Origin of the sequence: Sphingomonas sp. PL20, assembly GCF_017875905.1 — a bacterium.
GTDB lineage: Bacteria > Pseudomonadota > Alphaproteobacteria > Sphingomonadales > Sphingomonadaceae > Sphingomonas > Sphingomonas echinoides.
This window is the reverse complement of the sequence record NZ_JAGINH010000002.1, coordinates 4,585,548-4,610,832: the sequence shown is the minus strand read 5'-3', so window position 1 is coordinate 4,610,832 and position 25,285 is coordinate 4,585,548. Positions and strand designations below refer to the sequence as shown.

Genomic DNA, 25,285 nt, shown 5'->3' with positions numbered 1-25,285 from the left:
CTTACCCCTCCACCCGCCAGCATCCCAGTACCGGCCACGGCGGCACGCCCGGTCGCTCGACCACGCGCCGCAACATCGCGTCGGCATGGACAATCCCGCCAGGCACCAGCACCGCCAGATGAAATTGCCCCGGCCCGGTCAGGAACAGCGCCAGGTCGCCAGGCGCGGGAACGTCGCTGGCCACCAGCCCCGCCGCCGAGAACGCCGCCGCAAGCACCACCGCATCGCCGCCGCGCAGCGCATAACCGCTTGGGATCTCGCCCTCGAAACCCGCCGCGCGCGCCGCCAGCCCAGCCAGCCCGACACAATCAAGCCCAAAAGCGGGATCACGCCCCTGCACCCGGAAGCGCGCGCCGATCGCGCCGCGCGCCGCCGCAACGGCGCGCTCGCCCGCGCTCATGCGCCGGGATAGCGCGTGAGCAGGTCGATCCCCGGCAGATACGGCTCGCCACGGAAATTCACCGCATTGGCAAAGCGTGCGGCGCAGGTCGCCAGGCTCTTGTCGCATCCCTCGATCAGTTCGACCCGGTCCCCCACCGCAACCGTCAGCGCGGGCGCGCTGCGCAGCGTCACCGTCGCCCCCGCCGATCGCGCAATCGCACTTTCGAGACCGCTATTCGCCCCGCCAATCCAGCGCAGCAGCCCCGCGCCATAGGCATTGTCGCTCGGCTCGACCGCATCCACCGTCACCACCTGCTCCACGATACCCGTCACCCGCACCATCCGCCGCCGCCCCGCCATCGCCACGCGACAGCGTACGTCGCCCAGCTCGGCACGACATTCGGGCGAGGTCGCCTCGACCACCGGTCGTTCCAACGCCGCGCTCGCCCCGCGCAATTCGGCGGTGAAGGCCCCACGATCGGTCTCCACCGCGCCGATCGTCCCTTCACCCAGCGGCACGTGCGCCGCGTCCGCATCGGTCCAGTCGACCGCGAACAGGGCCACGCGCGCGCCATCCCAGCGTCCGGCCAGCAGATCCCCGTCGGTGATCGCCGCACTGGTCAACGCTCCGGCAATGTCCATCGTATCGGCCTCGAGCCCGTCGCTGCGCTTGATCGCAGACGGCGTCATCCCCGGTGCCGCGCGATGCACCAGCCCGGCAATCGCCAAGTCGCGATCATGGTCGGTCAGCCCGATCGTCACGCCGTCGCGCCGCTCGATCCGCCAGCACAGGGCGACCGTAGTGAGCGTACCGTCGAGGAAGCTCATACCGCATCCTCGCGCACTTCGATCAGCGGCACCGATGCCGCCGCACCCGCCAGAAAGGTTGCGCGATTGACGTTCAAGCGGTCCTCGGCGAACCGCACCGGTACATCGAACAGGAACCCCGCCGTCACCGCCGTGCCGGTGGCAGGCGCAACGTCCAGCTCGACATAGCCGCCCGCCACCAGCGAAAACGCCGCCGTCTCAAACCCGCCGACGCCCACGCGCACGCTTCCCACGACGGGCCGCGTGATCCGCCGCACGGCATCGCCATAGCGCTTGACCAAAGCAAAGCGCACCGTGACGCCGTCGCCGGTCCCCAACATTTGGTCGCGGGCACCCGGTGTCGTCGTCCCCGAACTGGCATCGAACGGGTCGCGCAGCCGGAAACCCCGCGCCGGCCCCATGCGCGCGCGAAAAAACGCCAGCAGCGTCGCGATATCGGCTTCGGAGCGCAACCCCGGCCCGACATCATAGCGCGTGCGCGCCTCCGCCCAGCTTGCATTGCGCGCCTCATGCCCGCCCGCGCTGGTGACGATCGCGGTCGAGAATTCCGGGCTGACCTCGGCCTCGCGCCCCAAAGCGAGCGGGAACAGCACATCGTCGAAAGCCTGCACCGCATCCTCCGCCTCTTGGAAATGAACGAACCCGTCGCGCAGCACTTGCGGCAGCGCCCAGACGAAGGCGGCGGCGACCCCGCGCGCCCGCGCCGCCAGCGCCGCCGCCTCGATCTCGCGCCACTGCGCGGTCTGATCGGGCCGCAGTACGAAGCCCGAAAAATAGTGCGTGTCCGCAACCGCATAGCCAAGCCGCGCGGTGGCGGCGTCAACCGCCCGCGCCGTCCCCGCGACATTGCCCGCCACCACGAAATCATAATCTTCCAGTTGCAGCACGTCGAAGGCGGGATGCGCCCAGCCGACCGGCACATTGGCGCGCTGCACCTCGGGCGCATCGCCCGCCAGCACGGTTGGCAAATAGACCAGCACATGCGTCTCGACCGTCGGTGCCGCCGCGCGCACTGCGGCGACCAATGCGGCGGTCGAGGCCGCGAGCAGCGCCCCCGCCGCATCGAGCAAGGTGCGCTCGGCGGCTGTGGTCACCGCCTGCACGCGCGCAATCTCCACCGCGCCTGCACCGAAATGCTGCCGCGCCGCAGCGTCATACAAACAGGGGCGGCCATCGGGCATGATCCACCACCACGGCTCGCCCACCTGGAATTTGGGCGCAAGCCCCGCGGCCACCGCAATCCCGATAATCGCCACCGCGACCGCGCGCAAATAGCCCATCGCCCCCTCATGCGCGGGCGACAGCAAGGTCGAGGGCGGCGCCCACCCGGTCAGCGCCGGGCTGCCATCCCAGGCCCGCTGCTTCCAGTCGCCCCAGCAATGCGCGTCGAACAGTTCGTAGCTGAGCGACCAGATCACGTCATAGCCGAGCGCCTTCGCCCGCTCGGCAAAGTCGCGCTGCCACGCCGCCGCCGCCACATTCAGCGCGCCCCCCGCCAGGCTCGCATAAAAGCCGCCCGAATTGGCCTCGAGCCGCAGATAATGGCTCATCCCCAGATAATGGACGATGCTTCCGCGATAGCCCAGCAACAGCGCGTTGCGCAGCAGCCGCGCGGGCGTCAGGTGGTAACTGTCGTCATAGCCACTCGCGATCTGCAAACGGTGCTCGGGCACCACCACATCGCCAATCGCCAGCACCGCCCCCGGCCCGTCGCACACGATCTGCGTCAGCTCGACCCACGCCTCGACCGGGCCCGCCAACGGCGCACTCCCGCCATCGAAACCGGGCGGCACCAGCGATACGAACATCCGGTCGACATCCCCCGCCCACACCGGATCGGCCTCATCCGGCAGCACAAACCCACCAGACAGGTTGGCAAAGTCGATCGAGACGGTCGCATCCTCGGGCGATCCCACCGCATAATTCCACAGTCGCACATACCAGGCGCGCGCCGCACCACTGGCATCGCGCCCCTCGATCGTCAGCACCGGGCCGTTGACCGCATCGAGCGGCACCACCCCCGCCGATCGCCAGCGGAGCCCGAGCCGACACCCGCGAAAATCGCGTGCCGTCTCATAGCGCAGCAGCGGATGATCGTAGCGATCCTCCGCTTCCCAGATCAGCCCCGCCAGATCGCCCGAGGTATAGAACACCGCATCGACGCGCAGCGCATCCGCCGCGCTGGTCGTCACCGCCGCCATCATCGGCCGCGGAAAATTGACCGTCCAAAAGCGCGGATCGAACCGCGACACGACGCCCTCGACCTGAACCGTGCGCTCGCTCGCCAACCAAAATGCCATCTTTCTCCCTCTCCCGCTTGCGGGGAGCATCAGGTCGGTCATCTCCCCGGGATGACCTGAACCGTGCGGGGCACGGTTCACCTGATGCTGGTCGGGGAGAGGGGCCGTCACAAGAACCGCCGCCCAACCCATCTCCCGACGCCTCAGCGCTTCCCAGCTCCCCCAGCGCCTCACTCCATCAAAGCCGCCCGCACCGCCCGCGCCACCTGCCGGCTCGACGCCGCCAGCGCTTGCGGCGCATCGCTCCCGCCCTGCACCGTGATCGCCACGCGCACATCGCGCGCGCCGCCACCGCCCGCCGCAACCACGCTCCCACTGGTGGTCGGCACGAACAGCTCAGGCCCGCGCTCGCCGACCAGATAGGGCCGCGCAGGCGACACCGGCCCACCGGTCGCCCGCCCCGGCGCGCCGACCAGGCTCCCCAGCGTCGCCAGCAACCCGCCAGCCCCCGAAGACCCGCTCGACCCACCGCCCAGAATCGCGCTCAACCCGCTGCGCACTGCCGAAGCCGCAATGTCCGACAGCACCGAGAGCGCGACCTTGCGCAAATCCTCAAAGCTGAGGCTCCCGCTCCGGATCGCCTTGCCCAGCGCGCTCTCGATCGCGCGCCCGGCGCGGTCCACCCCGCTGGTCAGCGGCCCGTCCAGGCTCGCGCGCATCGCATCAACATCGCGCGCAAACCCTGCGGTATCGGCGCGCACGCCCACCACCAGCCGTTCGATTTCCTCATCCATCGGGAAAGGCCTCCTGCATCCGCGCGATCGTCGCGCCATCGGGCGGGGTGATCTCGCCCTCGCCGCCGCGCAGCACCGCCACCACCGCCGCCAATTCCGCCGGGGTCGCGCGCCAGAAGGTGTCGGGCGCCCAGCCCAGCACCACGCCGGCAAAGCCCGCCAGCCGCGTCGCGCCCTGCGCGAACCGCTCCATCACCGCCCCGCCAGAATCTGCCCGAGCAGCACGCGCAGCACCGGCGTCGCGCGCGACAGCCCGCCCAGCACCACCGCCTCGCCCAATTGCGCGCGCGTCAGCCCTGCGGGTGCATCGTGCAGGCAATGCCAGAACAAGCCGACCATCTCGCCCAGCGACAAGCCCCCCGCCGCCGCACGCTCGACCAAGGCGAAGAGCGGCCCCAATTCGCCCTCGGCCGCGACCAAAGCGGCAAAGCTCGGGCGCAGCACGACCGTCGCCCCGCCCACGCGGAGCGCCGCCTCGCCGCGCTCGGGATTGGCCGCGCTCACGCCGACACCACCGGCCCGGAACTCTCCAGGCTCAGCGTGTAGCTGCGCTCACCATTATAATCCCCGGCATAGTCGAGCTTGGTCACCAGGAAGCGCCCCGACAGCGTCTCGCCGCTTTCGAAGCTCAGCCGGTAATCGTCGATCGTGCCGGCCAGCGCATTGCCCTTGATCCGCGTCTCGGCGGCGGACCCGGTAAAGATCCCCGCCCCCGACACACTGACCGAGCGCACCCCCGCCCCCGACAGCAATTCGCGCCACCCGCCCGAATCCTTGGAGGTGATCGCCACCATCTCGCCATTGACGCTCATCTGCGTCGTCCGCAGCCCCGCCACCGTCGCATAAACGAGCGGCGACGCCCCATTCCCCACCTTCAACAAAAAGGCACTACCCCGTTCCGCACTCATAAAATGTCTCCTCAAAAATCGCCCTCTCCCACCGGGAGAGGGAAGGGACCCGCTGCCGCAGGCAGTGGGAAGGGTGAGGGTCCAGAAGGGGGTTCGCGCAGAGGCGCAGAGGACGCAGAGCAGGCCCGCCCAGCCTCCCCTTTGTCGCATCCTTGCCGGGCGCAACCTCGCCCCCCGCGCACCCTCTCCGCGTCCTCCGCGCCTCCGCGCGAACCCTTCACCGCTGCCGCAAGCACTAACCGCCAGAACCGGTCGCCCTCACCCTTCCGCGGCTGCGCCGCTCCCTCCCTCTCCCACTGGGAGAGGGACGTCAGGCCGCCAGAACCCGCACGCGATATTCGACGCTGGCGTTCCAACCCCCGCCCGCCGCGCCACTCAACCGCGACCGCACCAGCACCACGCTCGCCACGCGCCACCCGGCCAGATCGCGCGGCAGGCCCTCGATCGCCGCGCCGACCGCTCCGGCCAGCGCCTGCGCGCGCGCCGAACTGTCGCCCACATCGCGCACGGTCACGATCAGCCGCAGCTCGCGCCCGGCTCGATCCTTCACGCTCCAGTCGCCGCTCAGCAGATCGCCCAGCTCGGCAAAGGGCACCGTCGCCTTGACCGGCGGCCCCAGATAAACGCCGTTCAACCCGGCGACCCCGCGCAGCGCCGCCAGCACCGCCGCTTGCACAACACTCTCCGCGCTCATGGCAGCAGACTCCCGATCCAGCGCAGCCGCGCATCGTCGGGCGCGATCCGCCCGCTCAGCACCACCGCCTCGCCCTCCACCGTCACCGCCACCCCCGGCAGTTCGGCGCGCAGCGCCTCCGCAACACGCCCCCGCGCCCGCTCCGCCGCGTGTTCCGCCAGCACGCGCCCCTGCGCCTCCAGCGCGCTCAACATGCGTGCGCCGTCGGGCGCAGCGCGATCCGCCGGAACGGCCGCCACAAAGCGGTGATCGCGCTCGGCGGCGCGACGCTGGCCTCGCGCTGCTCGAACAGATGCGCCGCCAGCAGCACCACGCCTTGCCGGATCGGCGCGGGCAGCCCCGCCCACCCTTCGGCCAGACCCGCGCGCGCCAGCACCACGACCGAGCGCACCCCTTGCGCCCGCACGATCCGCACCCAGCCCTCCCCCGACGCATCGATGTCGATCGCAAAGGCATCCGCGGCAAGCGCCACCCCCGCCGCCGTCTCCACGCCCGTAATCGCCGAGACCGGCGCCACGCCAAGCGCGTGCCACGCCCCCCGCACCGCCACCGGCACGCGCAGCGCCCGCGCGATCAGCACCATCCCCAGAAACTGCTCGGCCAGCCCCAAGGCCGACTCGGCAAAGGCTGCGATCAACGCATCTTCATCGGCGCTCGCCACGCGCAGCACCGCCTTGACCGCCGCCACCGCCAGCGCACGGTCCTCCTCGCCGAGCGTCACCACGCCCGGCCCATCCGTCTCGATCATCGACATTCCTCCAAGTCCCGCTCCCGCCGGGAGAGGGAAGGGGCCCGCTGCCGCAGGCAGTGGGAAGGGTGAGGACGCACACCGACCGCGCGCCCTCACCCCACGACGTCAGCTCGCCGCGAACTTCAGCAGCTTGATCGCCTCGGAATTGGAGACACAGCCGCCGACGCGCTTGGTCGCGTAGAAATTAACGAACGGCTTGTTGGTATAAGGGTCGCGCAGGATCACCGTCTCGCGCCGCTCGGCAATCAGATAGCCCGCCTTGAAATTGCCGAACGCAATCGCACAAGCATTGGCGGCGATATCGGGCATGTCCTCGGCCTCAATCACCGGATAGCCGAGCAACGTCGCCGGCGTCCCCGCAGTCAGGCTCGGCGCCCACAGGAACGCGCCGTCATTGGTCTTGAACTTGCGTATCCGCGCCAGCGTGCTCGCATTCATCACGAACACCGCGCCCTGCCGATACGGCCCGCGCAACGCCTGCACCAAATCGATCAGCCGGTCCTGCGGGTTGGCCGCGAAATCGCCCGCCGCCCCGCTCGCCAGATATTGCAGCGTCCCAAAGGCGCGCGCCGCATCCGCCGTGCTCGCGGTCGGCGCTTGCAGAAACCCCTTGGGCCGGTTGACCCCCGAACCGTTGACGTACGCCGCCCCCTCGGCCTTGGCGAATTCCATCGCAATCTCGCCCGCCAGCCACGCCTCGACATCGAACGCGGCATCGTCGAGCATCGCCTGGCTCGCCGACGGATTCGCGTAGAGTTCCCCCATCGGCGGCGCGATTTCGGTGAACACCGGCGTTGCCGTCGTGCCGCGCGCATCGGTCTCCGCCGCCCAGCCCGAGGGCGTGCCCCCCGTCGTCACCAGCTTGCGATACCCCGCCGACCCCACCGTCACCACATTCGCCACGCTGCGGATCGGCGAGATCGATTTGAGCGTCGCGTCAATCACCGCGTCGATCTCGCGCGGCACGGCATAGCCACCGGCATCGCCGCTCACGGCGGTAAACGCCTTCATCTCGACGCTCGCGCCGCTGCGCAGGAAACTGTCGAACCCCGCGCCGCCAGGCTCGCGCGCGCCCGCCAACAGCGGGCGCGCGACCACACCCGCCACAGCTTCGCCCTCGAAGCTCGCCTCAAGCGCATCCACGGTCATGTCACCCATGTCATTCTCCTCGTTGAAAGTTCGGTTCGGAAACGAAAAAGGGCGCCGCAATCGCGACGCCCTCTGGCATTTCGGATGCGGCACCTACGCCGCATCAACGTATGGCTCGCCCCGTCGGCAAGCGGTTTGTGTCTGATGTTCTGAGCAGTCTGCGAAAACGTATCCGGCCTTTCGACGCGAGGTCGTTGGCCAAGATGGAGATCCGCGCGTCCTGGTCCTCATAAAGGGGCCGGCATCGAGTGCCATTTTAAGCCATAGGGTTCCAGGTCACCGGTCGACTGTCAGGCCATCTTTCACTTACCTCCCGCAGACATCATCCAGCCGGTGCAAGGTGCATCGGCTGATCTCGTTCACGCCGCTTGTGCGGCTGGATCGTAAGTACGCTCATGACGCAGCAGCGCCCAGACGATGCGCGCCATCTTGGCCGCTAGCGCCACCACGACGGTGTTGTGATGGGAACGCGACAAAAGGCCGCGTAGCCAGGCGCCAAGTCGTGTGTCGCTCTTGCTCATCGTCGGTAGTGATGCCCGGGCACCCTGGATCAGGTTTTTCCGCAGATAGCGGCTTCCGCGCTTGGTAATGCCGAGCAATCGCGGTTTACCCCCGGTCGTTGCTTGACGCGGCACGAGCCCAAGCCACGCGGCAAGATCCCTGCCCCGTCCGAATGTTCGAGCGTCGCCAACTGCAGCTACCAGCGCCGTCGCGTTCAGCGCGCCGATACCAGGAATAGTCAGGAGGCGCCGCGTTCGCTCATCCGAGCGGGCAGCCTCGGTAAACTCGGCATTGAGATCTGCGATCCGGTCATCAAGGGCAATCCAGCGCAGACGCATATCACTGACGAGCCGGTGGATACGAGAGCCCAGCACTGGCTCGTCACCATCGAGCATCTCACCCAGCCGGACGGCAAGCTTTGCGCGTCCTTGCGGGACTATGTAGCCGCGCTCCAGAAGAAGACTTCTGATCTGGTTCATCAACGAGGTGCGATCACCGACAAGCTGGTCACGGATGCGATGCAGCGTTTGCATGTCGAGTTGTTCCTCGGTTTTCAACTCGACGAACCGCATGGTCGGCCGTGTTGCCGCTTCCGCGATCGCCTCAGCGTCGCGGTCGTCGTTCTTCTGCGCCTTAACGTATGGACGGACATATTCCGGCGACATCAGCCGAACGGCATGGCCTTGTCGTGCCAGCGCCCGTCCCATGTGATGAGCTCCGCAGCAGGCCTCCATCGCCACGACGCAAGCCGGCAGACCTGCGGCGTATGTGATGACCGTGTCGCGGCGCATCCGTCGGCGGACGACGACCTTGCCGGTCGCATCCAGCCCAACCACGCTGCAGCTGTTCTTGCCTAGATCAATTCCCAGAACCGATACGTCCATGACCTTCGCTCCTTCCTCAAACGACCTGCTGTCGTAGGATGACAACGATTCGGATAAGGGGCGAGCCATCCATAAAGGGGGATCGGTTAGCCGATCACAGAGGTGGCCCCGGTTGTCTGAACAGGCTCGCGGTCTGGATAAGTGGATCGCCGCTGGTTGATCATGCCGCTGCGAGAAGCGGCTGGTCGAAGTATACCTGGTCCGGTGTCCTGGTACCAAGGGCTGAATGTGGCCGGATGCTGTTATAAAATGCAAAGTATCGGCCGATGCCGGCGCGTGCTTCCGGGACTGAGGTGTATGCGTTGAGGTACACGTCCTCGTATTTCACCGAGCGCCAGAGGCGCTCCACGAACACGTTGTCGCGCCAGCAACCCTTTCCATCCATGCTAATGGCGATCTTCTCTCGGTGAAGGACAGCGGTGAAAGCCGCACTGGTAAATTGCGAGCCCTGGTCGCTGTTGAAGATCGTAGGCTTGCCATAACGGGCGAGCGCTTCCTCCAGTGCCTCGATACAAAACGCGACATCCATTGAGATCGACACCCGCCAAGCCAGCACCCGCCGGGTAAACCAATCGACGATAGCGACCAGATAGACGAAACCGCGCGCCATGGGCACATACGTGATATCGGTCGCCCAAACTTGGTTCGGCCGCGTCACCGCCAGCTTGCGCAGCAGATAGGGATAGATCTTGTGACCCGTCGCCGGTTTCGACGTGTTCGGACGGCGGTAGATCGCCTCTAGCCCCATCCGCTTCATCAGCGTCGCAACATGCCGTCGTCCGATGCTCACATCCTCCTGACGGAGCAGATCGCGCAGCATCCGGCTCCCGGCGAACGGATAGAGCAGATGAAGTTCGTCGATCCGGCGCATGATCGCCAGGTCAGCCGAGGATACAGGCCGCGGAAGATAGTAGATGCTGCCGCGGCTGATCTCGAGCTGCTGCGCCTGATGGGTCAGCGGCAACTCATGGTCACGGTCGATCATCGCTTTGCGCTCGGCAACAGACCGGCCTTCCCGAGCGCACCGGCCAAAAAATCGTTCGCCAGCGTCAGCTCACCAATCTTGGCGTGCAGCACGGTTATATCGACCGCTGGTTCGCTCGCTGCCGGAACCGCTCCGAACACGTCTGCCGCCCCCTCCAGCAGCTTGGACCGCCACTGGTTGATGAGGTTCGGGTGCACCTCATACTCCTGCGCCAGCTCGGCCAGCGTCTTCTCACCCTTCACAGCAGCCAGCGCCACCTTGGCCTTGAATGCCGGACTGTGGTTCCGGCGGGGTCGCTTGCTCATCTTGCTTCCTCTTCGCGGCCAGCATGGCCGCTGTCAGATCGGCAATCCACTTATCCCCGCTGTTCAGATTCCTAGAACCACCTCTCACGCCTGCTTCACATTCTCGGCGCGCGGACCCTTGGGGCCCTGGCCGACGTCGAACGTGACCGTCTCGCCTTCGCGCAGATCCTCATAACGGACGCCCTCGACGCTCGACATGTGGAAGAACAGATCCTTGCCGCTCGCATCGGCGATGAAGCCGAAACCCTTGTCGGTCAGTCGCTTGATGGTGCCTTCAGCCATGATCGCTCTCCTCGTCCGCGCGCGGCTGCCGGGGATCGGGAACCAAGTCTGGAGGCGGCATCGTAGCACGCTCCTCCACCATATGCACCCGTGCCAGCGGCTGCATCGGCTGCGCGACCAGGCTGACCTCGACCAGGTCGACCGCGGTCAACTCGCGCACCCGCCCCCGCACCGCGCCGCGCGCGCGAAAGCCGATCGACAAACCGTTCAGCGCCCCACCCCGCACCAGCCGCGCGACCCGCGCATCGTCGATCCGCGCGATCACACGCAGCCCACGCTGGTCGGGCGCGATGCGCTCGATCGTGCCGATTGCGGGCCCGCGATGCTGCCACAATAACGGCACCACCGGTAGGTCCGCCCCGAACGCCCCCGCGCGGATCACGTCGCCACCCCGATCGACCGCATCGAACACGGCGGCGTAGCCAGCGAAGCGCAAGCCGCCCTCCGTCCTCCCCTCCCTGGAAGGGAGGGGCTGGGGGTGGGTCGGTGTGAGGAGGGGGTCGACGCCGCCACGGGCCAACCCACCCCCGCCCCCTCCCTTCCAGGGAGGGGAGACGCGCGCCCCCCTCACTTAACCCAATCCCAAAAGCCGAATTTGGCGGCCAGCCCGGTCAGCAGCAGCGCGCCCGCGATCCGCACCACCCAGGCGAGCGCCGCCTTCCACACCGATCTTTTGGCATCGCGCCATGCCCCCAGCAATTCGCGCAATTCGGCCATGTCCTTGGCCGCCGCCGCATCGTCGAGCCCCAGCCGCGCCATCGCGCGCGACGCCGCCAGTTCGCCCGCTTCCTCGGCAATGGCGCGCAGCGTGTTCAAATCCGCGCCCTCGCCCGCGCCTTGCGCCATCAATTGCGCCAGCACCGCCCCGCTCATGGTGCCACCTCCACCGCGCCGGGCCCCAACCCCACCATCGCGCGCTTTTCATCGCGCGAGAGGAAATCCGCCGCGCCCACCTGGCTCCACAAGCGTTCGCGATCCTCGGCCAGCGCGGTCACCCGGTCGAGATCGACCGACAATGCGGTGTCCGCGAACCATCCGCGCAACCCCTGCGTCAGCCCGGCCAGGATCGTTCCCGCCAGCGGCAGGATCGTCGATCGCCACAACGCGCGATTGGCCTCCTTGTAATTGGCATAGGTCGCATCGCCCGGCAGGCCGAGCAGCATCGGTGGCACCCCGAAGGCCGTCGCGATCTCGCGCGCCGCCGCCGCTTTCATGCCGACAAAGTCCATGTCGGCGGGCGTCAGGCTCAGCGCCTGCCATGTGAGGCCGCCTTCCAGCAGCATCGGTCGCCCGGCATTGCGCGCGCCCGCAAAGCTCGCCTCCATTTCCTCACGCAACCGGGCAAATTGCTCGCGCGACAAAGTCGAGCCATCGCCCGGATCATAGATCAGCGCCCCCGATGGCCGCGCGGCATTGTCGAGCAGCCCGGCATTCCATGCCGCCGCTGCATTGTGCAGCGCGATCGCACCCGCCGCTCCGCCGAGACACCCCAGGCCATAATGATCGTCGAGCGGATGGAACGTCTTGATCTGCACGATTTCGGGCCGTGGCTCCTCCGCCGAGAGCCGTACCGATCGATCGCCCACGCTATAGCGATAGGCGATCGGCCATCCGCCCGCATCGGGCTCGACCGTCACCCGCTCGGGGCGCAGCGCGAACAGCTCGACCACGTCGCCCGCCGCATCGGTCAGCATCTGCACATAGGCATTGCCGTGCAGCAGCAGATGCGCCGCCAGCGTCGCGGTCAGCGCCTGCCCGCCCGATCGTGCCTGGACCAGCGCGATGGTTTCGGGCGTCCCCGTCAGCGGCGCATCGCCCACCGCATCGGCAACCAGCCGCACCGCGCGCTGCGCCATCGCATTGCGCAGATACAGCGCGCGCACCTGTTCCGCATAACTTTGCGGCAGTGCCCCGTAAGCCGCCCCCTCGGCAAAGCGCGCACGCCGAAACTCCAGCGCCGGACGCGATTCCTCGCGCCCGGCTGCCTTCCAGCCGAACCATTTCATGCTGTCTTCCTTCTTATCGAGAAAAGACGGGCGAGGTGCTGCGCCTGGGGAAAACCCCAACCCGTTACCCCGCAACCGTCGCGATCCAGATCCGACTCGCGCCCCCTCCCTGCCAGGGAGGAGAAGGGGGTAGGTCGGCCCGCAAGCGGGCGTACCCCCACCATCGGCCAACCCACCCCTCAGTCCCCGCCATTCCAGGGAGGAGCCTATATACGTGCTTGCCCCAACTATTGCCCCTGAGGACGACGAGAATACGGTTGTCGTCCTTGGCGACAGTGACGCGGACACAAGCCCAATTAATAAAAACCCGGCCTAACCGCCCGGTCTTACTCAGCCCCGCCATCTATAAGATTGCGTAGATCGAGGAACATGAGAGGCGTCTGCTTGGCGGCATTTTCAGGCGTGTCTAGCAAGCGGAAACCCATTTTTTTGTAAAAAGATATTGACTTGGATTTCGCATCCAAAATTAAAAATCGGCATCCCGCATACGGGACGATTGATACCAACACGACGCCTATCGCGGTTTCAACGAGCCTTCGGCCAAGTTGAGCCCCTCGATGATCTGGCATTACCGCCAGCCGCGATATTCGCACACTTGGCTGGTAGTCATACCGATCGGCCCCGACCTTATCGGCAATATCATATGTTTTTTCGAGTGCCACTTCTGCACACATGATGCTCACGTAGCCAACGACCTTAGGATCGTTTTCCACTTTGGCTACGTAGGTCTGTGTGAGGTTTGCTTTTGCCGATTTATGTGCGTCTCGGCGAATAAAAATCTCGAGCGGTTTGTCGTCCGCGTCGCCCATACGAAAGCGGCTAACCTGGTCAAGGCTAGCCGCTTCAAGTTGCTTTATTATGATTTCCCCGGCCATACGGTCGGGCTTAGCGGCTACTATTTAGCGTTTGCAACCTTCACGTACCCCGAAGCTAGCAACGAACGCGCCGCCGCCATACCGTTCAAAGCAGTCGACTTAGCTGCCACACTCGTATTAGCGGAACGCGTTTGGTTCCTAAATTTCTTGGCGTCTTCGCCTGAAAGCTGAAGGCCGCCAAATGTGTTCGAATGAACTGCCATATTGACCCTCCTTGGTCTGGCGTTACGTAACGCGATAACGTTGTCGAAAGCTTATCGCATACGATACCGAAACCCCCGATGAACGCGGGAATCAACGATCGCTTGAATTTCCATATGTGGCAAACGTACGGGATGCGCAATCCGTTGCGATCAAATTTGAAAATTATGTTGGTGTAACTCTCATTAAATATAGATCATAAAAATTACAGGATTGTAGATCGACACTTATTTTTCATGCGAGTGGGTCACACACGTATATAAGTCCCTTCTAGGAAGGGGAGGCAGAGCCCGCCATCACCCCAGCCTCGCGAACCAGATCACATGGCGCGGGCCCTTGCCATTCTGCCGCGCCTTCACTGCCACTTCGTCGACCACAAAGCCCGCGCTCTTCAACCGCGTAACGAAGCGCGCATCGGGCGCCGCCGACCACACCGCCAGCACCCCGCCCGGCCGCAACGCCGCACGCGCCGCCGCCAGCCCGCGCGGGGCATAGAGCCGGTTATTCTCGGCGCGCACCAGCCCGTCCGGGCCATTGTCGACATCGAGCAGGATCGCATCATACCCACCCGGCGCAGCGGCAATCGCCTCGGCAACATCGGCCTCGACCACATCCACGCGCGGGTCATCCAGGCACCCGGCCGCCACCGCCGCCATCGGCCCGCGCGCCCAGGCAAGGATCTCGGGGACAAGTTCCGCCACCGTCACCTCCGCCTTGGGGCCGACCACGCCCAGCACCGCGCGCAGCGTAAAGCCCATACCGTACCCGCCGATCAGCACGCGCGGTGCCGCCACCCGCGATAGCCGCGCGCACGCCATCGTGCCGAGCGCCTCTTCCGAGCCGTTCATCCGCGTGCTCATCAATTCGTTGCGGTCGATCACGATCATGAAATCGTCGCCGCGCCGGTACAGCGTCATTTCCTCGCCGCCGGGAATGCGCGCGCTGTCGATCCTTTCGCGGGGCACCATGTCGTTCGTCCTCACACCTTCATTGCAAGCGCAGCGCGGTACGCCCCGCGCGCGCAAACCGACACCAAATAATCTTGCGGCGATTCGGCCCCGCCCCCGCTCTCCCGCCTACAACGGAGTCGGGGCATTCCACCAACGGGGCCAAGCGAAGGTACGATCGAATGAACTGCAGCGTCAGCGCGATCAGCGCAACAACGCCCACCACTGCCAGTCAAGCAAGCGCGGCGGCGAAACAGCGTAAGCAGGATTATGCAAACCTCATGTCCTCCTTGCAATCCTCCGACATCGAAAGCGCGAAAACCGCTTATGCCAAGCTGACCGCCAATCAGGCCCCTCCGGCAAACAGCCCGCTCGCCGCGCTCGGGGCCGCGCTGCAGACCGGCGACACTGCCGCCGTGCAGAAAGCTACCGCAGCGTTGCAGCAGGCGCGCGGCGGGCATCACCACCACCATCACGATGCCGACGCCAGCAAAGCACCCACGCCGCCCACGCCGCCCGCCACCGCGAACAGCACCGTCAACATCCTCGCCTGACGCCCGCTCACAAGCCCCGCACCCGCCCGCCGCCGCGCCGTTTGAGCAACAGCTCGCCCAGCGCCCAGACCAAGGCGTCGGCGCGGTCGGGGGAGCGGTTCGCCCCTTGATAGCCGCCTCCCACCACCAGCCCGCACAATTCGCGCTCCAGATCGGGCATCGCGCCGACATGCGAGACCATTCCGCGTTCGTACAGCAACGCCACCGGCTCGGCGCGCGCGACTTTGCCATCGCTGGCATGGACCAGCTTCAGCGGCAGGCTGGCATCGGCGGCGAGCAGCATGCTCTGCACCATCCGCCCCCCCTGGTTCTTTTCGGCGATGACACGGTCGGCGCGGTGGCGTGCGGCGCACGCCGCCACCGCCTGCGCCCAGCCCTCGGGGGATCGCCCCGTGACGCTTGCATCCTCCAGCACATAGCCGCGCCCGTCACGCCCGAGCCCGACCGCGACGATCCCGCACGCATCGCCGCCGCGCCCGGACTCGGTCCCGGCGGGCGGATCGACCGCGACCACAATGCGCACCAATGCCGGGGCAGACTCCACCCGCGCCGCGTCGAATTGCGCGGGGGACCACAAGGCCCCCTCGACATCGGCGAGCATTTCGCCCGCAATCTCCTGCCGCCCCAGCCGCGTCCCGCCATAGGCCTGCTCGATCGCGGCCAGAAAAGCGTCGGGCAGAAACGGATTTTGGTGCGAGCTCCCGCCGGTCTCCCGACACCCGTCCAGCGCCATGATCCGGCGCAGCAATGGGGTCGGGCGCGGCGTCGTCGTCACCACCACTTGCGGGGCGTCGCCCATCCGCATTCCCAGCATCAAATTGTCCCAGGTCGCGTCACCCTTGCGCCATTTGGCGAGTTCGTCGCACCAGGCGGCGGCATGTTCGGGCCCGCGCAATTTCTCGGGCGCGCCCGCCGAAAAGATCGTCGCGCGCGCCTTGGAGGCGAACTCCACTTCGGTGCCGCGCGAGCGATAGCCGACCGATTCGCCCGGCCGCGCCACCGCGATCAGCCCGCTTTCCCCCTCGATCATCACGCGCCGCACATCCTCGATCGTCGCGCCAACCAGCGCGATCCGCGTGCCCGGCATCGTGCGCGCGATCTCGCTCACCCATTCGGCACCCGCCCGCGTCTTGCCGAAACCGCGCCCGGCGCGGATCAGCCACACCCGCCACGGGCCGGCGGGCGGCTCCTGCCCCTGCTGCGCCCAGCGCTCCCAGCTCCAATTGAGTTCGGCCCGCTGCGCGGCGGTCAGGTCGCGCAGCAAGGCGTCGCGCACGCCCGCAGGCAAGCGCGCGAGCTCGAGCAACAGCGCCCGCGCTTGCGCGGCGGAATATCGCTCGCTCATTTCGGCCCCATCCGCCGCGCGAGCTGATCGAGCTTGCGGCGCAGCGCCGCGTCGGTTTCGGTCGGCGACGCCATTTTCACCCTGCGCCCGAGCGTAACCTTCCCCTCGGCGGCAGCGCGTTGCCGATTGAGCAAGCCGACCGCGAAGTGCAGATCGCTCGCGGAAATGGTGCGCTCTGCAAGCGCCGTAATCGGGCTTTGCGCCAGCGCCTCGGGATCGGCGGCGGCGGGATCGGGCACCTCACCGACAACCCGCGCCAGCGCATAATCGAGCAACGCCTCCTCCAGCCGTTGATAGCCGGTGGCGATCGCCTCCTCCCACGCCGCCGCGAAGGCCGCATCGCGCATCCGCGCGCGATAGCAGCTCGACTGAGCCACGCCCGCCGCCCGAACCGCCGAGGTGACGTTGCACGTCGCCGCCAGCGTATCGAGGAAGCGCTTGCGCTTGGCCTTGTCGAACCCGCCCCGGCGCACCCGGCGCACTTGCAGGACGCGTTTGTTTCCTGCCGTAATCGCTTCCATCCGGCCCCCCGCATAGCAAAACGGGCCGAAAGGCGTTGCTGCCCCGGCCCGTTGATCGACCCCGAGAGGCCGACTCGCAATTCTTCATCGTTCCTGTTATGTACCAAAACAGCGTCGCGATGTCAAGGCCAATTGTGCCTATTTGGTTATTTTGACCTCGCCTGTCAGAAGGTCGCCCATTCGGCGTTTTGACCGCGCCCGCTGGCCGTGACTGCAACAGCGCGCGCTGCCGCCGCAGCCGGTTTGCGCGGTGCCTTGGCATAGCTCCGCAACGGTGCCGGTCGCCCGGTGCCCCCGATCTTAAACTGCGCCGCCCGGCTCGACAGCGCGGCAACCTCGTCGGTGAGATTGCGCGCAGCCGCGGAGGTTTCTTCCACCATCGCGGCATTCTGCTGCGTTGCCTTGTCCATCGTGCTGATCGCCGTGCTGATTTCGGAGATCATCGCCGACTGCGCATTATTGTCGTTCGCCATCTCGCCCAACAGCACATGCACCTCGCCCACATCGCCCGAAATCGTGGACAGCGCCCCGTCGACCTTGTGGACGCGCTCGACCGCGGCGACGATGTCGGTCTGCGTCGCGGTCAACTGGTCGCGCGCGCGCCCCGCTTCCTGCTCCGCCCGGATCGCCAGCGCCGATACCAGATCGGCCACCACCGCAAAACCGCGCCCGGCCTCGCCTGCACGCCCCGCCTCGACGGCAGCGTTCATCGCCAGCACGCGCGTCTGGAATGCGATCTTGTCCAGCCCCTCGATCACGCTGTCGATGCCCTTGGCGCTTTCGCTCACCCGGTTCATCGCCTGCACTGCCTCGTCGGCAATGCCGCGCCCGCCGGCCACCGTGGCGATCGCTCCGTCGGCACGCTGTACCGTCCGCGCGGCGGCGGCGGCGGTGGCTTTCAGGCGCTGTTCGATCTGGCTGATCGCCGCCGTGGTCTGTTCCAGGCTGGCAGCATTGCCTTCGGTCCGCCGCGCCAGATCCTCGCTCGCCTGCGCGATTTCGCCCGATCCGGTGCTGATCGCCGACGCGCTTTCCGTCACCGCCGCGATCAGCGCGTTCAATCCGCTGACCGCGCTGTTGAAATTGTCCTTCAACGCAGTGAACGGTGCCTGCAGGTCAGCCGTCACCGCCACGGTCAAATCGCCTTCGGCCAGCGACATCAGGCCCGACCCCAGACTATCGACAATCAGTTGCGCCTGCGCCTCTTTCGAGGCTTCCGCCGCTTGCAACTGGTCGCGAAACGCCAGCATCGCCTGCGCCATATCGCCCAGTTCGTCAGCGCGATCCGCCCCGACCACCGCGACGCCCAGATTGCCCGCGCCGAGTTCGCGCATCGTGTCGGCAAGGGCGCCAATCGGGCGGATGACGTGGCGGATGGCCATCATCACAAGCGCCGACGTTCCGAAAATCCCAAGCAGCACGATCAGCACCAGCGCGATCATCGCGATCGTGCCAACGCTCGACCCTGCGTCGGACGCTTGCTTGGCATTGGCCGTGATCGCGTCCGACGCTTTCGCCATCGACGTTTCAAGGGTGTGGAATTGATCGAAAAACCCCGGAAGGTCGGACCGGGCCCCCTTCGGATCGGTCTTGATCCGGTTGATGATCTGCGTCGCGGACGCCGCATAGGCTTCCATCGGCGCGACGAGCTTGCTGGTGACCGCGGCGACCTCGGCTGATCCGGTATAGCTGCCATCGGCGGCAATCCCCGCGCGCAGCGCCTTTAGATGTTCGTCAAAGTCCTTGGCGACGTCAGCGCTCTTGATCTGGCTCTTCGGCGTGGCCGCTTCGAACCCAGCAAGCACGTCACTGCGGATCGCATCATGCATCATGTCGGCCAGTTCGTGATTGGCAAGCAACGCGCCCGCCTCGTTTTGGCGCTCCAGCGCCGCCGACTGCAGCCAGGCCGCAGCGATCCCGCTGCCACCACTCAGCACCATCAGGCTTAGCAAGACGGCCCCCGCTATGCGGATGGCGCGATCGAGCGGCATCGCAGCTAGACCGCTACTGATATTATTGGATTTCATCTCGACCACCCCCTCAAATAGAAACGACGATCAAAGTCCCTCAAAGGGCGGCAATTGATCCCCGAATACTTCGCCAGGCTGCACGCATGTCGGTCGCATCCAACACAAGCCCGACTGCACCATCCTATAATAGATCATATTTTTGGAAGCGGGTGTCCGCTTGTCTGGGAAATGATCGATGCGCGCGCTCTCTGCTTCCGTTGTGGCCCTGACGATCCTGTGTGCGGCTCCGGCCTTGGGGCAAACGGATAGGCCTGATCCCGTCCTTGCCCCCATCCCCACTGCAGCCCCCGCCCCACGTCCGATTACCTTCGACGGTCGCTATGTGCTCGATCTGATCGGCGTGGCGGCGGGTGGCGAGGCGCGCCAGACCGGCGTTCTCGACAATCTCGAACTCACCGCCGACGCCGATCTCGCGCGCCTGGTCGGATGGCACGGTGCCAAAGCGCGGGTGCATCTGCTCAGCAATCAAGGGCGCGCCATCAACGATGCTGCCGGTACGTTGCAGGGGATCGACAATATCGAAGTGGCGGATGGCCGGGTCAAACTGTACGAAGCCTGGATCGAGCAGGCCTTTGCCGGAGGCCGCGCCGCTCTGTTGGTCGGGCTGGCCGATCTCAACGCCGATTTCTATCAGAATGACGGGGCGGCGATCCTGATGGCCCCGGCCTTCGGCGTCGGATCGGAACTGGCCGCGACCGGCCCCAACGGTCCGTCGATCTTTCCCTCCACTGCCCTGATGGCGCGGCTGAACGTTACGATCGGCACGTCAGGCTATGCGCGCGCTGCCGTGGTCAATGCGCGCGCGGGCGTGCTCGGCGATCAATATGGCGTTGACCTGACCATGCATGACGGCGCGCTGCTCATCGCCGAGGCGGGAAGCACGCGCGGAGGGAAACTGGCGGTCGGCGTTTGGCGCTACACGCGGCGGCAGGACGATATCCGTGTGGTCGATGTCGATGGCAACCCGGTCCACCGCGCCGCGATGGGGGCCTATCTGCTGGTCGATCAGCATATCGCGGGCGGGGATGCGCACGCGCTGTCCTTGTTCCTGCGCGCCGGGCTGTCGGAGGGGAAGACCACACCGTTCCGCGGCGGGTTTCAGATCGGGGCCCATATCCGGGGTGTCGTTCCCGGCCGCCCCGAAGGCCGTTTATCGTTCGGCCTCGCCCACGGCCTGCTGTCGAACGGCTATCGGGCCAATGTGGCCGATACCGGCGAACGCGCCGCATCGGCCGAAAACGGGATCGAGATCACCTATCAGGATCGGCTGGCACCGTTCCTGACGATCCAGCCCGATCTGCAATATATCCGTCGCGCCTGCACCGAGGGCGGCGAGCGGGATACGCTGGTGCTGGGCCTGCGGATGATCGCGACCTTCGGTCGCCATTGATCCGCCACAGGCCCGGCACCAGCGCGCAGATGGATTAGCGGCAGCGCAGCTGCGAGTTGTTCTGGTCGACCGACTTGCCAACCACGCCACCAGCAATCGCGCCAAGGATCGTACCGACCCCGCGCGAATGCCCGCCGTCGATCAGATTGCCGAGCACGCCGCCACCGATTGCACCGGCGATCAGCCCGGTCGTGCCGTCGTTGCGCTTGCAATAATATTGACCGTCGCTGCCGCGATAGACCCGGTCATCGCTGGTCAGCACCCGCTCCTGATAGCGCGGATCGTTCCGGTAATAGCGTGCAGGGTCATAGCCGCCCTCATCGCGATCGTCCTGGCGCGGATCGTAATACGCAGGCGGCGGCGGGCGATAGCCGCGGGCACGCGCTTGCTGATACCGGTCGAATTCAGCCCGGAAGATCGCCAGTTCGCTGTCGAAACGCTGCTGCGCCTGCTGGAAACGCCGGTCGTCGGACGGGCTCTGCGCCAGCGCAGGGGTGGCCGTCGCCAAGGACGATCCAGCGATCAGCATCGCCAAAGCGGGGGCGATACGGGAAAAACGGCTCATCTGCGGGGGCACTCCATCATGTTACGGTGCGACAACGATGCACCCCGACAATGGTTGCGGCAAGAATCGCGTCAGGCAATCGCCGCGATCACGCCACGCCATGCCGCAACCTCGTCGTCGTGGCGGCGCGTTACCGAGACCGGTCCCGCCGTCCGTGTCGCCAGATCGATCTCGACCGATCCCGCCCATTCGAACGTGGCATTGCCCGACAAGCGCACCATCCCATCGGTGCCCGCTTGGGCGCGCACCATGCCGCCGCGATTGAACACCGTGATCTCGCTGTCAAACGCCCGCCGTCCGGTCAGGCAGGCGGCATAGGTCGACGCCGCCATCGCGCTGCCACAACTGTCGGTCAGCCCCACCCCACGCTCAAAAGTGCGCACGAACACGGCATTGTCGCCGCGCAGTTCGACGAAGGAGACGTTGGCGCGGTTGGGCAGCCAATCGGGTGCCGCCTCGCAGCGTTCGCCGAGCGCGACCAGTTCCCCCTCATCGACCGTATCGACAAAGCTCACCAGATGCGGATTGGGAATGGCGACGGCGGTAAAGGCGCGCGCGCTGCCCAAGGCCGCGATCGGTGCCTCGACGATGCGGTCGGCACCCACCGCCATCGGCCAGCGCGTCACGTCGAGATCGACCGGCCCCGCCAGTTCGCGGATCGTCACCACACCCGGTGCCAGATCGGGGTCGCGCCACACTGAGACGGTCGAGCTCTGCAACCGCATCGCCGCTTCGGTGATGCCCAGCGCCTCGAACCCCGCGCGCGCGACGCAGCGCACGCCGTTGAGGCACGTCTCCGCCTCGCTGCCATCGGAATTGAACATGCGAAAACCCAGCGCGTGGGACGCATCGCCCGCCGTCAGCAGCAACAGCCCGTCACCGCCGACACTCCCCTGCCGGTCCGCCAGCGCGACCGCGATCCGCGCCCAACTCTCGTCGTCCAGCGTCAGCGCGCGCGCATCCACCAGCGGAAAATCATTGCCCGAGCCGTGGCATTTGATGAAATCGATCTGCATGGCCGCCCTCATAGCGAGCGGCCCCGCGCGACGATAGCTACAGCCGCACGACGAAGCCGGTGTCCGGCGCGGCCTGCCCCGCCACGTGCGTGCGCCAGATTCGCTGCAACGCCTCGACGCCGTCGCCATGCTCGACCTGCACCAGCCCCGCCGCCGTGGCGACAAAGCCGCTCCACTCTGCCGCGACCGCCGCGTTGAACCCGTCCTGGCCGATCTCGCCGATCAGTGCCGTCGCCGCGTCAGGGGCAAAGAACCACACGGGTTTCGGCCCTGGCAGCAGCCCGGTCTCGCCGCCGGTGTCATGATGCGTCACGCCCACCCGCAGGCACGCCGCCACGCGCTCGGGCAGTGCCGCATAGACCGCGTGCAGCAACCCCGCATTGCCCGCAAAATCGATCAGCACCGCAGCGCCAACGCCCGCCAGAGCATCGATCGCATCATAGGCCAGCACCGCGTCATACAGCCCGGTCTTCTCGACGAAACCGACATGCGCCGCGCTGGTCAGGCCGATCCGCCGCAGCTGCGGGCTGCGCGCGCGCAGCACATACGCGGTACCAAGCGCGGTCTTGCTCGATGCACTGGTCAGCACCGCAGTGTCGGCACCGTGATAGCCCGCACGGCGCAGCGCATCCTCGATCAGGAAGCTGGTCAGGAACAACGGCTCGAACAGCATCCGCAAATCCTCCGCCGCCGCGTCATGCGCGGGGTCGGCCTGGAGCCGCCGATACTGGTTGTAGACCGCGCTCATCGGCTGGCGGTGCGCCGCCATGTCGCGGAACAAGCCCGCCGAAATCTTGCCCGGCTGCACGATCAGATGCGACGCCATCGGCAGGAAGCCATAGACCCGCTCGCCCACCGCAATCTCTGCAACGCGCGAGGCGATCACGCGGGCATAGCCCCAGGCCGGCACGATCCCCCAGCCTTCGGGCGCGGGGAAGAAATTCCAATAGCCGATCTGCGCGCCGACCACGCCGTAGGTCACGGTATTGGCGGTCACCGCAAACGCCTCGATCTGCAGCAGGATTTCGCCCTCGCCCGGCTCTGGTGCCAGCGTCTCGTTGATCGCCACCTGCGTCAGCGCATCGCGCCGCACCATCATCTCGCGCTTGATCGGCATGGTCCCCCCAAGTGATTCACCTCATCCCAACCCATAATGGTCGCCCAGCCGGTCGAGCGCCAGTGTCAGCACGAGCCGGCCCGCGCGCTGCGGCCAGCCCAGCGCGCGCTCGGCGACCGGCAGCCCTTCGCCCGCGCACACCACACGCCATGCGACATCGCGCAAGCCACTGCCCAGCGCCGCCATCGCCGCATCGAAACGCCGTTTGGCGGCGATCTGCGCGAGCGTAGGATCGAGCCCGCTCGCCCCGCCATCCACCCGCGCGGCCCATTGCATCGTCACGCGCGGGGCGAGTGCCGCCATCTCATAATCGGCGCGCAAGCGCTCGCCCGCCTCGAACTGCCGCGCATCGACCTTGCCATGCGCGCGCAGCCAGCCGAGCGGCGATTCGCCAATATGCACCGTAACGCTGCGCCGCGACCGATGCGGGCGCGGTGCCGCCCCATCGCCCACCACGCCGCACGCATCGATCGCTCGCTCCACCAGTTCCCGCATCACCATTTCCTCTCGCCGCAGGTTCGCGAAAAGCGTTGCCATGGCGGCGCGGATGTAGGACAGCGAAAACCGATTTGGTTAGAGGGCTGACATGATCACCGCGATCCGTGAAGTTCGCCGCGCCAAGGGCATGACGCTGGACGATGTCGCACGCGCATGCGTGCCGCCCACCACCGCGCAGACGATCGGTCGCCTGGAAACCGGCACCCGCACCGTCTCGGTCGGCTGGCTCAACCGGATCGCCGCAGCGCTGGGCGTGCGTGCCGCCGATCTCGTCACCTTGCCCGACCGCGCCGATATCGCCGTCGCCGCGATCCTCGATACCAGCGGGGCACATGCCCCCAAGCGCCCGGCGACCGTCATCCCCCCCGCCCCCGTGCCGGAACATGTCGCGGTGTCGGTCCAGGCGGGCGTGGGGGACTATCGTGCTGGCGACACCATCTGGTGCCTGCGTATTCCACCGGCGGATTTCGCCCAGGCGCTCAACCGCGATGTGCTCGTCCCGCGCCCGGCCGGCCGTTTCCAGTTCGCGCGCCTGATCGGGCGCGAGGACGGAAAGCTCCACCTGCTCCCGCTCGGCCCCGGTGCCCGCCAGCAAGTCGTCACCGATCCGCCATGGATCGCCACCGCCGTTACATTGGTTCGCGTTTTATGATCCGCACCCTGCTCTTCGCCGCGCTCCTCGCCCTGCAAGGCGCGGCTCCCGCCCCGGCACCGCCGCCACCCGTCACCACGGCGCAGATCCTCAACCGCTACCCGCATGACACAAGCGCCTTTACCGAAGGTCTGCTGATCGACCACGGCGTGCTCTACGAAAGCACCGGGCGCGAGGGGCAATCGGACATTCGCCGCGTCGATCTCCCCAGTGGACGGGTGCTCGCGCGGGTAAAACTCCCCCCAAACCTGTTTGGCGAAGGCATCGTCGCGTGGAAGCAACACCTGTTCAGCGTCACTTGGCATGGCGGACAGGGCTACCGCTGGTCGCTTCCGGACCTCAAACGCACCGGCGGATTTCGCTATAGCGGCGAAGGCTGGGCGATGACCGATGATGGACACGACCTGATCCTGTCCGACGGCACGCCGGTGCTGCGCTTTCTCGATCCCGTCACCCAAAAGGTTATCCGGCGGGTCACGGTGACGATCAACGGCCGCTTGCTCGACCAGATTAACGAGCTCGAATATGTCGATGGCGAGTTGCTCGCCAATATCTGGATGACGCACTACATCGCGCGGATCGATCCGGTCAGCGGCAAGGTGCTCGGCTTCATCGACCTGTCCCCGCTTCTGGCGCAGGTGCAACTGACCGACCCCAATTCGGTCGCAAACGGCATCGCCTATGATCGCGCGGCCCGGAAGCTCTATGTCACCGGCAAAAACTGGCCGACACTGTTCGAGATCGCGCGGCCAAAGGCTCCGTGATCCCGCCAATCGTCGTTTTGGTGCGGCTCTTGCCATCCAGCAGGAAATGGCGGTAGCGGCGATTCGCGTCTGAAGGGCGACCGCGCGTCGGGACCCAAGCGG

At 66.7% G+C, this 25,285-nt stretch carries 30 protein-coding genes; 4 read left to right on the top strand and 26 right to left on the bottom strand.

Annotated elements, in window-relative coordinates; genetic code table 11:
- Nucleotide 1: 1 nt before the first annotated feature.
- The 19 genes from H4W01_RS21935 to H4W01_RS21845 form a co-directional block, all read right to left on the bottom strand.
- Entirely contained in the window at nt 2-400 is a 399-nt protein-coding gene (locus H4W01_RS21935; RefSeq protein ID WP_209613175.1) for a peptidoglycan endopeptidase, read from the bottom strand.
- A complete protein-coding gene (locus H4W01_RS21930; protein WP_209613174.1) occupies nt 397-1,209 on the bottom strand; it encodes a DUF2163 domain-containing protein in 813 nt (270 codons plus the stop codon). The genes H4W01_RS21935 and H4W01_RS21930 overlap by 4 nt, the downstream gene beginning before the upstream one ends.
- Nucleotides 1,206-3,509, bottom strand: coding sequence for a DUF2460 domain-containing protein (locus tag H4W01_RS21925; protein WP_209613173.1), 2,304 nt, complete (start codon nt 3,507-3,509; stop codon nt 1,206-1,208). Before H4W01_RS21925 ends, H4W01_RS21930 begins: the two co-directional genes overlap by 4 nt.
- Nucleotides 3,510-3,679: 170 nt before the next feature.
- Complete coding sequence (locus H4W01_RS21920; RefSeq protein ID WP_209613172.1) at nt 3,680-4,243, bottom strand: tail tape measure protein; 564 nt, start codon at nt 4,241-4,243, stop codon at nt 3,680-3,682.
- Nucleotides 4,236-4,436, bottom strand: coding sequence for a phage tail assembly chaperone (locus H4W01_RS21915; protein ID WP_209613522.1), 201 nt, complete (start codon nt 4,434-4,436; stop codon nt 4,236-4,238). Before H4W01_RS21915 ends, H4W01_RS21920 begins: the two co-directional genes overlap by 8 nt.
- Complete coding sequence (locus H4W01_RS21910) at nt 4,436-4,747, bottom strand: gene transfer agent family protein (protein ID WP_010406305.1); 312 nt, start codon at nt 4,745-4,747, stop codon at nt 4,436-4,438. Before H4W01_RS21910 ends, H4W01_RS21915 begins: the two co-directional genes overlap by 1 nt.
- Complete coding sequence (locus tag H4W01_RS21905; protein WP_010406304.1) at nt 4,744-5,151, bottom strand: phage major tail protein, TP901-1 family; 408 nt, start codon at nt 5,149-5,151, stop codon at nt 4,744-4,746. The genes H4W01_RS21910 and H4W01_RS21905 overlap by 4 nt, the downstream gene beginning before the upstream one ends.
- A 310-nt stretch (nt 5,152-5,461) precedes the next feature.
- The gene (gene gp17 / locus H4W01_RS21900; protein WP_209613171.1) at nt 5,462-5,845 is read right to left on the bottom strand and encodes a tail completion protein gp17; all 384 of its coding nucleotides are present in this window, start codon (nt 5,843-5,845) and stop codon (nt 5,462-5,464) included.
- Nucleotides 5,842-6,039, bottom strand: a complete 198-nt coding sequence (locus H4W01_RS21895) for a hypothetical protein (protein ID WP_209613170.1) — start codon at nt 6,037-6,039, stop codon at nt 5,842-5,844. Before H4W01_RS21895 ends, gp17 begins: the two co-directional genes overlap by 4 nt.
- Nucleotides 6,033-6,593: a head-tail connector protein gene (locus tag H4W01_RS21890; RefSeq protein WP_209613169.1), complete on the bottom strand. Its 561-nt coding sequence runs from the start codon at nt 6,591-6,593 to the stop codon at nt 6,033-6,035. Before H4W01_RS21890 ends, H4W01_RS21895 begins: the two co-directional genes overlap by 7 nt.
- Nucleotides 6,594-6,701: 108 nt before the next feature.
- Nucleotides 6,702-7,754 (bottom strand): phage major capsid protein, encoded by a 1,053-nt coding sequence (locus H4W01_RS21885; protein WP_209613168.1) that lies wholly within the window; start codon nt 7,752-7,754, stop codon nt 6,702-6,704.
- A 350-nt stretch (nt 7,755-8,104) separates the two neighbouring features.
- Nucleotides 8,105-9,130: an IS110 family transposase gene (locus tag H4W01_RS21880; protein WP_159513066.1), complete on the bottom strand. Its 1,026-nt coding sequence runs from the start codon at nt 9,128-9,130 to the stop codon at nt 8,105-8,107.
- Nucleotides 9,131-9,290: 160 nt separating this feature from the next.
- A protein-coding gene (locus H4W01_RS21875; RefSeq protein WP_128082060.1) for an IS3 family transposase occupies nt 9,291-10,420 on the bottom strand; the annotation gives its coding sequence in 2 pieces (ribosomal slippage) (nt 9,291-10,159 and nt 10,159-10,420; 1,131 coding nt in all).
- A gap of 84 nt (nt 10,421-10,504) precedes the next feature.
- Nucleotides 10,505-10,702 carry a cold-shock protein gene (locus H4W01_RS21870; protein WP_010406292.1) on the bottom strand — a complete coding sequence of 66 codons (198 nt, stop codon included), beginning with the start codon at nt 10,700-10,702 and terminating at the stop codon, nt 10,505-10,507.
- Complete coding sequence (locus tag H4W01_RS21865; protein ID WP_209613167.1) at nt 10,695-11,138, bottom strand: HK97 family phage prohead protease; 444 nt, start codon at nt 11,136-11,138, stop codon at nt 10,695-10,697. The genes H4W01_RS21870 and H4W01_RS21865 overlap by 8 nt, the downstream gene beginning before the upstream one ends.
- Nucleotides 11,139-11,269: 131 nt before the next feature.
- Complete coding sequence (locus H4W01_RS21860) at nt 11,270-11,575, bottom strand: DUF6127 family protein (protein WP_209613166.1); 306 nt, start codon at nt 11,573-11,575, stop codon at nt 11,270-11,272.
- Nucleotides 11,572-12,708: a phage portal protein gene (locus tag H4W01_RS21855; RefSeq protein WP_209613165.1), complete on the bottom strand. Its 1,137-nt coding sequence runs from the start codon at nt 12,706-12,708 to the stop codon at nt 11,572-11,574. Before H4W01_RS21855 ends, H4W01_RS21860 begins: the two co-directional genes overlap by 4 nt.
- Before the next feature lie 326 nt (nt 12,709-13,034).
- Nucleotides 13,035-13,583 carry a GNAT family N-acetyltransferase gene (locus tag H4W01_RS21850; protein ID WP_209613164.1) on the bottom strand — a complete coding sequence of 183 codons (549 nt, stop codon included), beginning with the start codon at nt 13,581-13,583 and terminating at the stop codon, nt 13,035-13,037.
- Nucleotides 13,584-14,080: 497 nt separating this feature from the next.
- A complete protein-coding gene (locus H4W01_RS21845; protein ID WP_209613163.1) occupies nt 14,081-14,752 on the bottom strand; it encodes a spermidine synthase in 672 nt (223 codons plus the stop codon).
- A 161-nt stretch (nt 14,753-14,913) separates the two neighbouring features.
- Between H4W01_RS21845 and H4W01_RS21840 the strand changes: the two genes are divergently transcribed.
- The gene (locus tag H4W01_RS21840; protein ID WP_010406284.1) at nt 14,914-15,285 is read left to right on the top strand and encodes a hypothetical protein; all 372 of its coding nucleotides are present in this window, start codon (nt 14,914-14,916) and stop codon (nt 15,283-15,285) included.
- 7 nt (nt 15,286-15,292) lie between these two features.
- Here H4W01_RS21840 and H4W01_RS21835 read toward each other — a convergent pair whose 3' ends face one another.
- The 3 genes from H4W01_RS21835 to H4W01_RS21825 all read right to left on the bottom strand — a co-directional run bounded on the left by H4W01_RS21835 (nt 15,293) and on the right by H4W01_RS21825 (nt 19,178).
- On the bottom strand, nt 15,293-16,630 hold the full coding sequence (locus H4W01_RS21835) for a DNA-packaging protein (protein WP_209613162.1): 1,338 nt from the start codon (nt 16,628-16,630) through the stop codon (nt 15,293-15,295).
- Entirely contained in the window at nt 16,627-17,151 is a 525-nt protein-coding gene (locus H4W01_RS21830; protein WP_209613161.1) for a hypothetical protein, read from the bottom strand. The genes H4W01_RS21835 and H4W01_RS21830 overlap by 4 nt, the downstream gene beginning before the upstream one ends.
- A gap of 164 nt (nt 17,152-17,315) precedes the next feature.
- Nucleotides 17,316-19,178 carry a methyl-accepting chemotaxis protein gene (locus tag H4W01_RS21825; protein ID WP_334685403.1) on the bottom strand — a complete coding sequence of 621 codons (1,863 nt, stop codon included), beginning with the start codon at nt 19,176-19,178 and terminating at the stop codon, nt 17,316-17,318.
- Between the two features lie 178 nt (nt 19,179-19,356).
- Here H4W01_RS21825 and H4W01_RS21820 point away from each other — a divergent pair, with 178 nt between their 5' ends.
- Nucleotides 19,357-20,571, top strand: a complete 1,215-nt coding sequence (locus H4W01_RS21820) for a carbohydrate porin (protein WP_209613160.1) — start codon at nt 19,357-19,359, stop codon at nt 20,569-20,571.
- 34 nt (nt 20,572-20,605) lie between these two features.
- On the opposite strand, the gene H4W01_RS21815 is transcribed toward H4W01_RS21820, so the two are convergent.
- From H4W01_RS21815 to H4W01_RS21800, 4 genes are all read right to left on the bottom strand, one after another.
- The gene (locus tag H4W01_RS21815; RefSeq protein ID WP_334685402.1) at nt 20,606-21,136 is read right to left on the bottom strand and encodes a glycine zipper 2TM domain-containing protein; all 531 of its coding nucleotides are present in this window, start codon (nt 21,134-21,136) and stop codon (nt 20,606-20,608) included.
- A 71-nt stretch (nt 21,137-21,207) separates the two neighbouring features.
- Nucleotides 21,208-22,152 (bottom strand): diaminopimelate epimerase, encoded by a 945-nt coding sequence (dapF, locus tag H4W01_RS21810; RefSeq protein ID WP_209613159.1) that lies wholly within the window; start codon nt 22,150-22,152, stop codon nt 21,208-21,210.
- Between the two features lie 37 nt (nt 22,153-22,189).
- Nucleotides 22,190-23,269 carry a DUF2855 family protein gene (locus H4W01_RS21805; RefSeq protein ID WP_209613158.1) on the bottom strand — a complete coding sequence of 360 codons (1,080 nt, stop codon included), beginning with the start codon at nt 23,267-23,269 and terminating at the stop codon, nt 22,190-22,192.
- Between the two features lie 21 nt (nt 23,270-23,290).
- On the bottom strand, nt 23,291-23,764 hold the full coding sequence (locus tag H4W01_RS21800; RefSeq protein ID WP_209613157.1) for a DUF6456 domain-containing protein: 474 nt from the start codon (nt 23,762-23,764) through the stop codon (nt 23,291-23,293).
- 91 nt (nt 23,765-23,855) lie between these two features.
- Here H4W01_RS21800 and H4W01_RS21795 point away from each other — a divergent pair, with 91 nt between their 5' ends.
- Both H4W01_RS21795 and H4W01_RS21790 read left to right on the top strand, forming a co-directional pair.
- Nucleotides 23,856-24,419, top strand: coding sequence for a helix-turn-helix domain-containing protein (locus tag H4W01_RS21795; RefSeq protein WP_209613156.1), 564 nt, complete (start codon nt 23,856-23,858; stop codon nt 24,417-24,419).
- Nucleotides 24,416-25,183, top strand: a complete 768-nt coding sequence (locus H4W01_RS21790) for a glutaminyl-peptide cyclotransferase (protein ID WP_209613155.1) — start codon at nt 24,416-24,418, stop codon at nt 25,181-25,183. Before H4W01_RS21795 ends, H4W01_RS21790 begins: the two co-directional genes overlap by 4 nt.
- Nucleotides 25,184-25,285 lie beyond the last annotated feature (102 nt).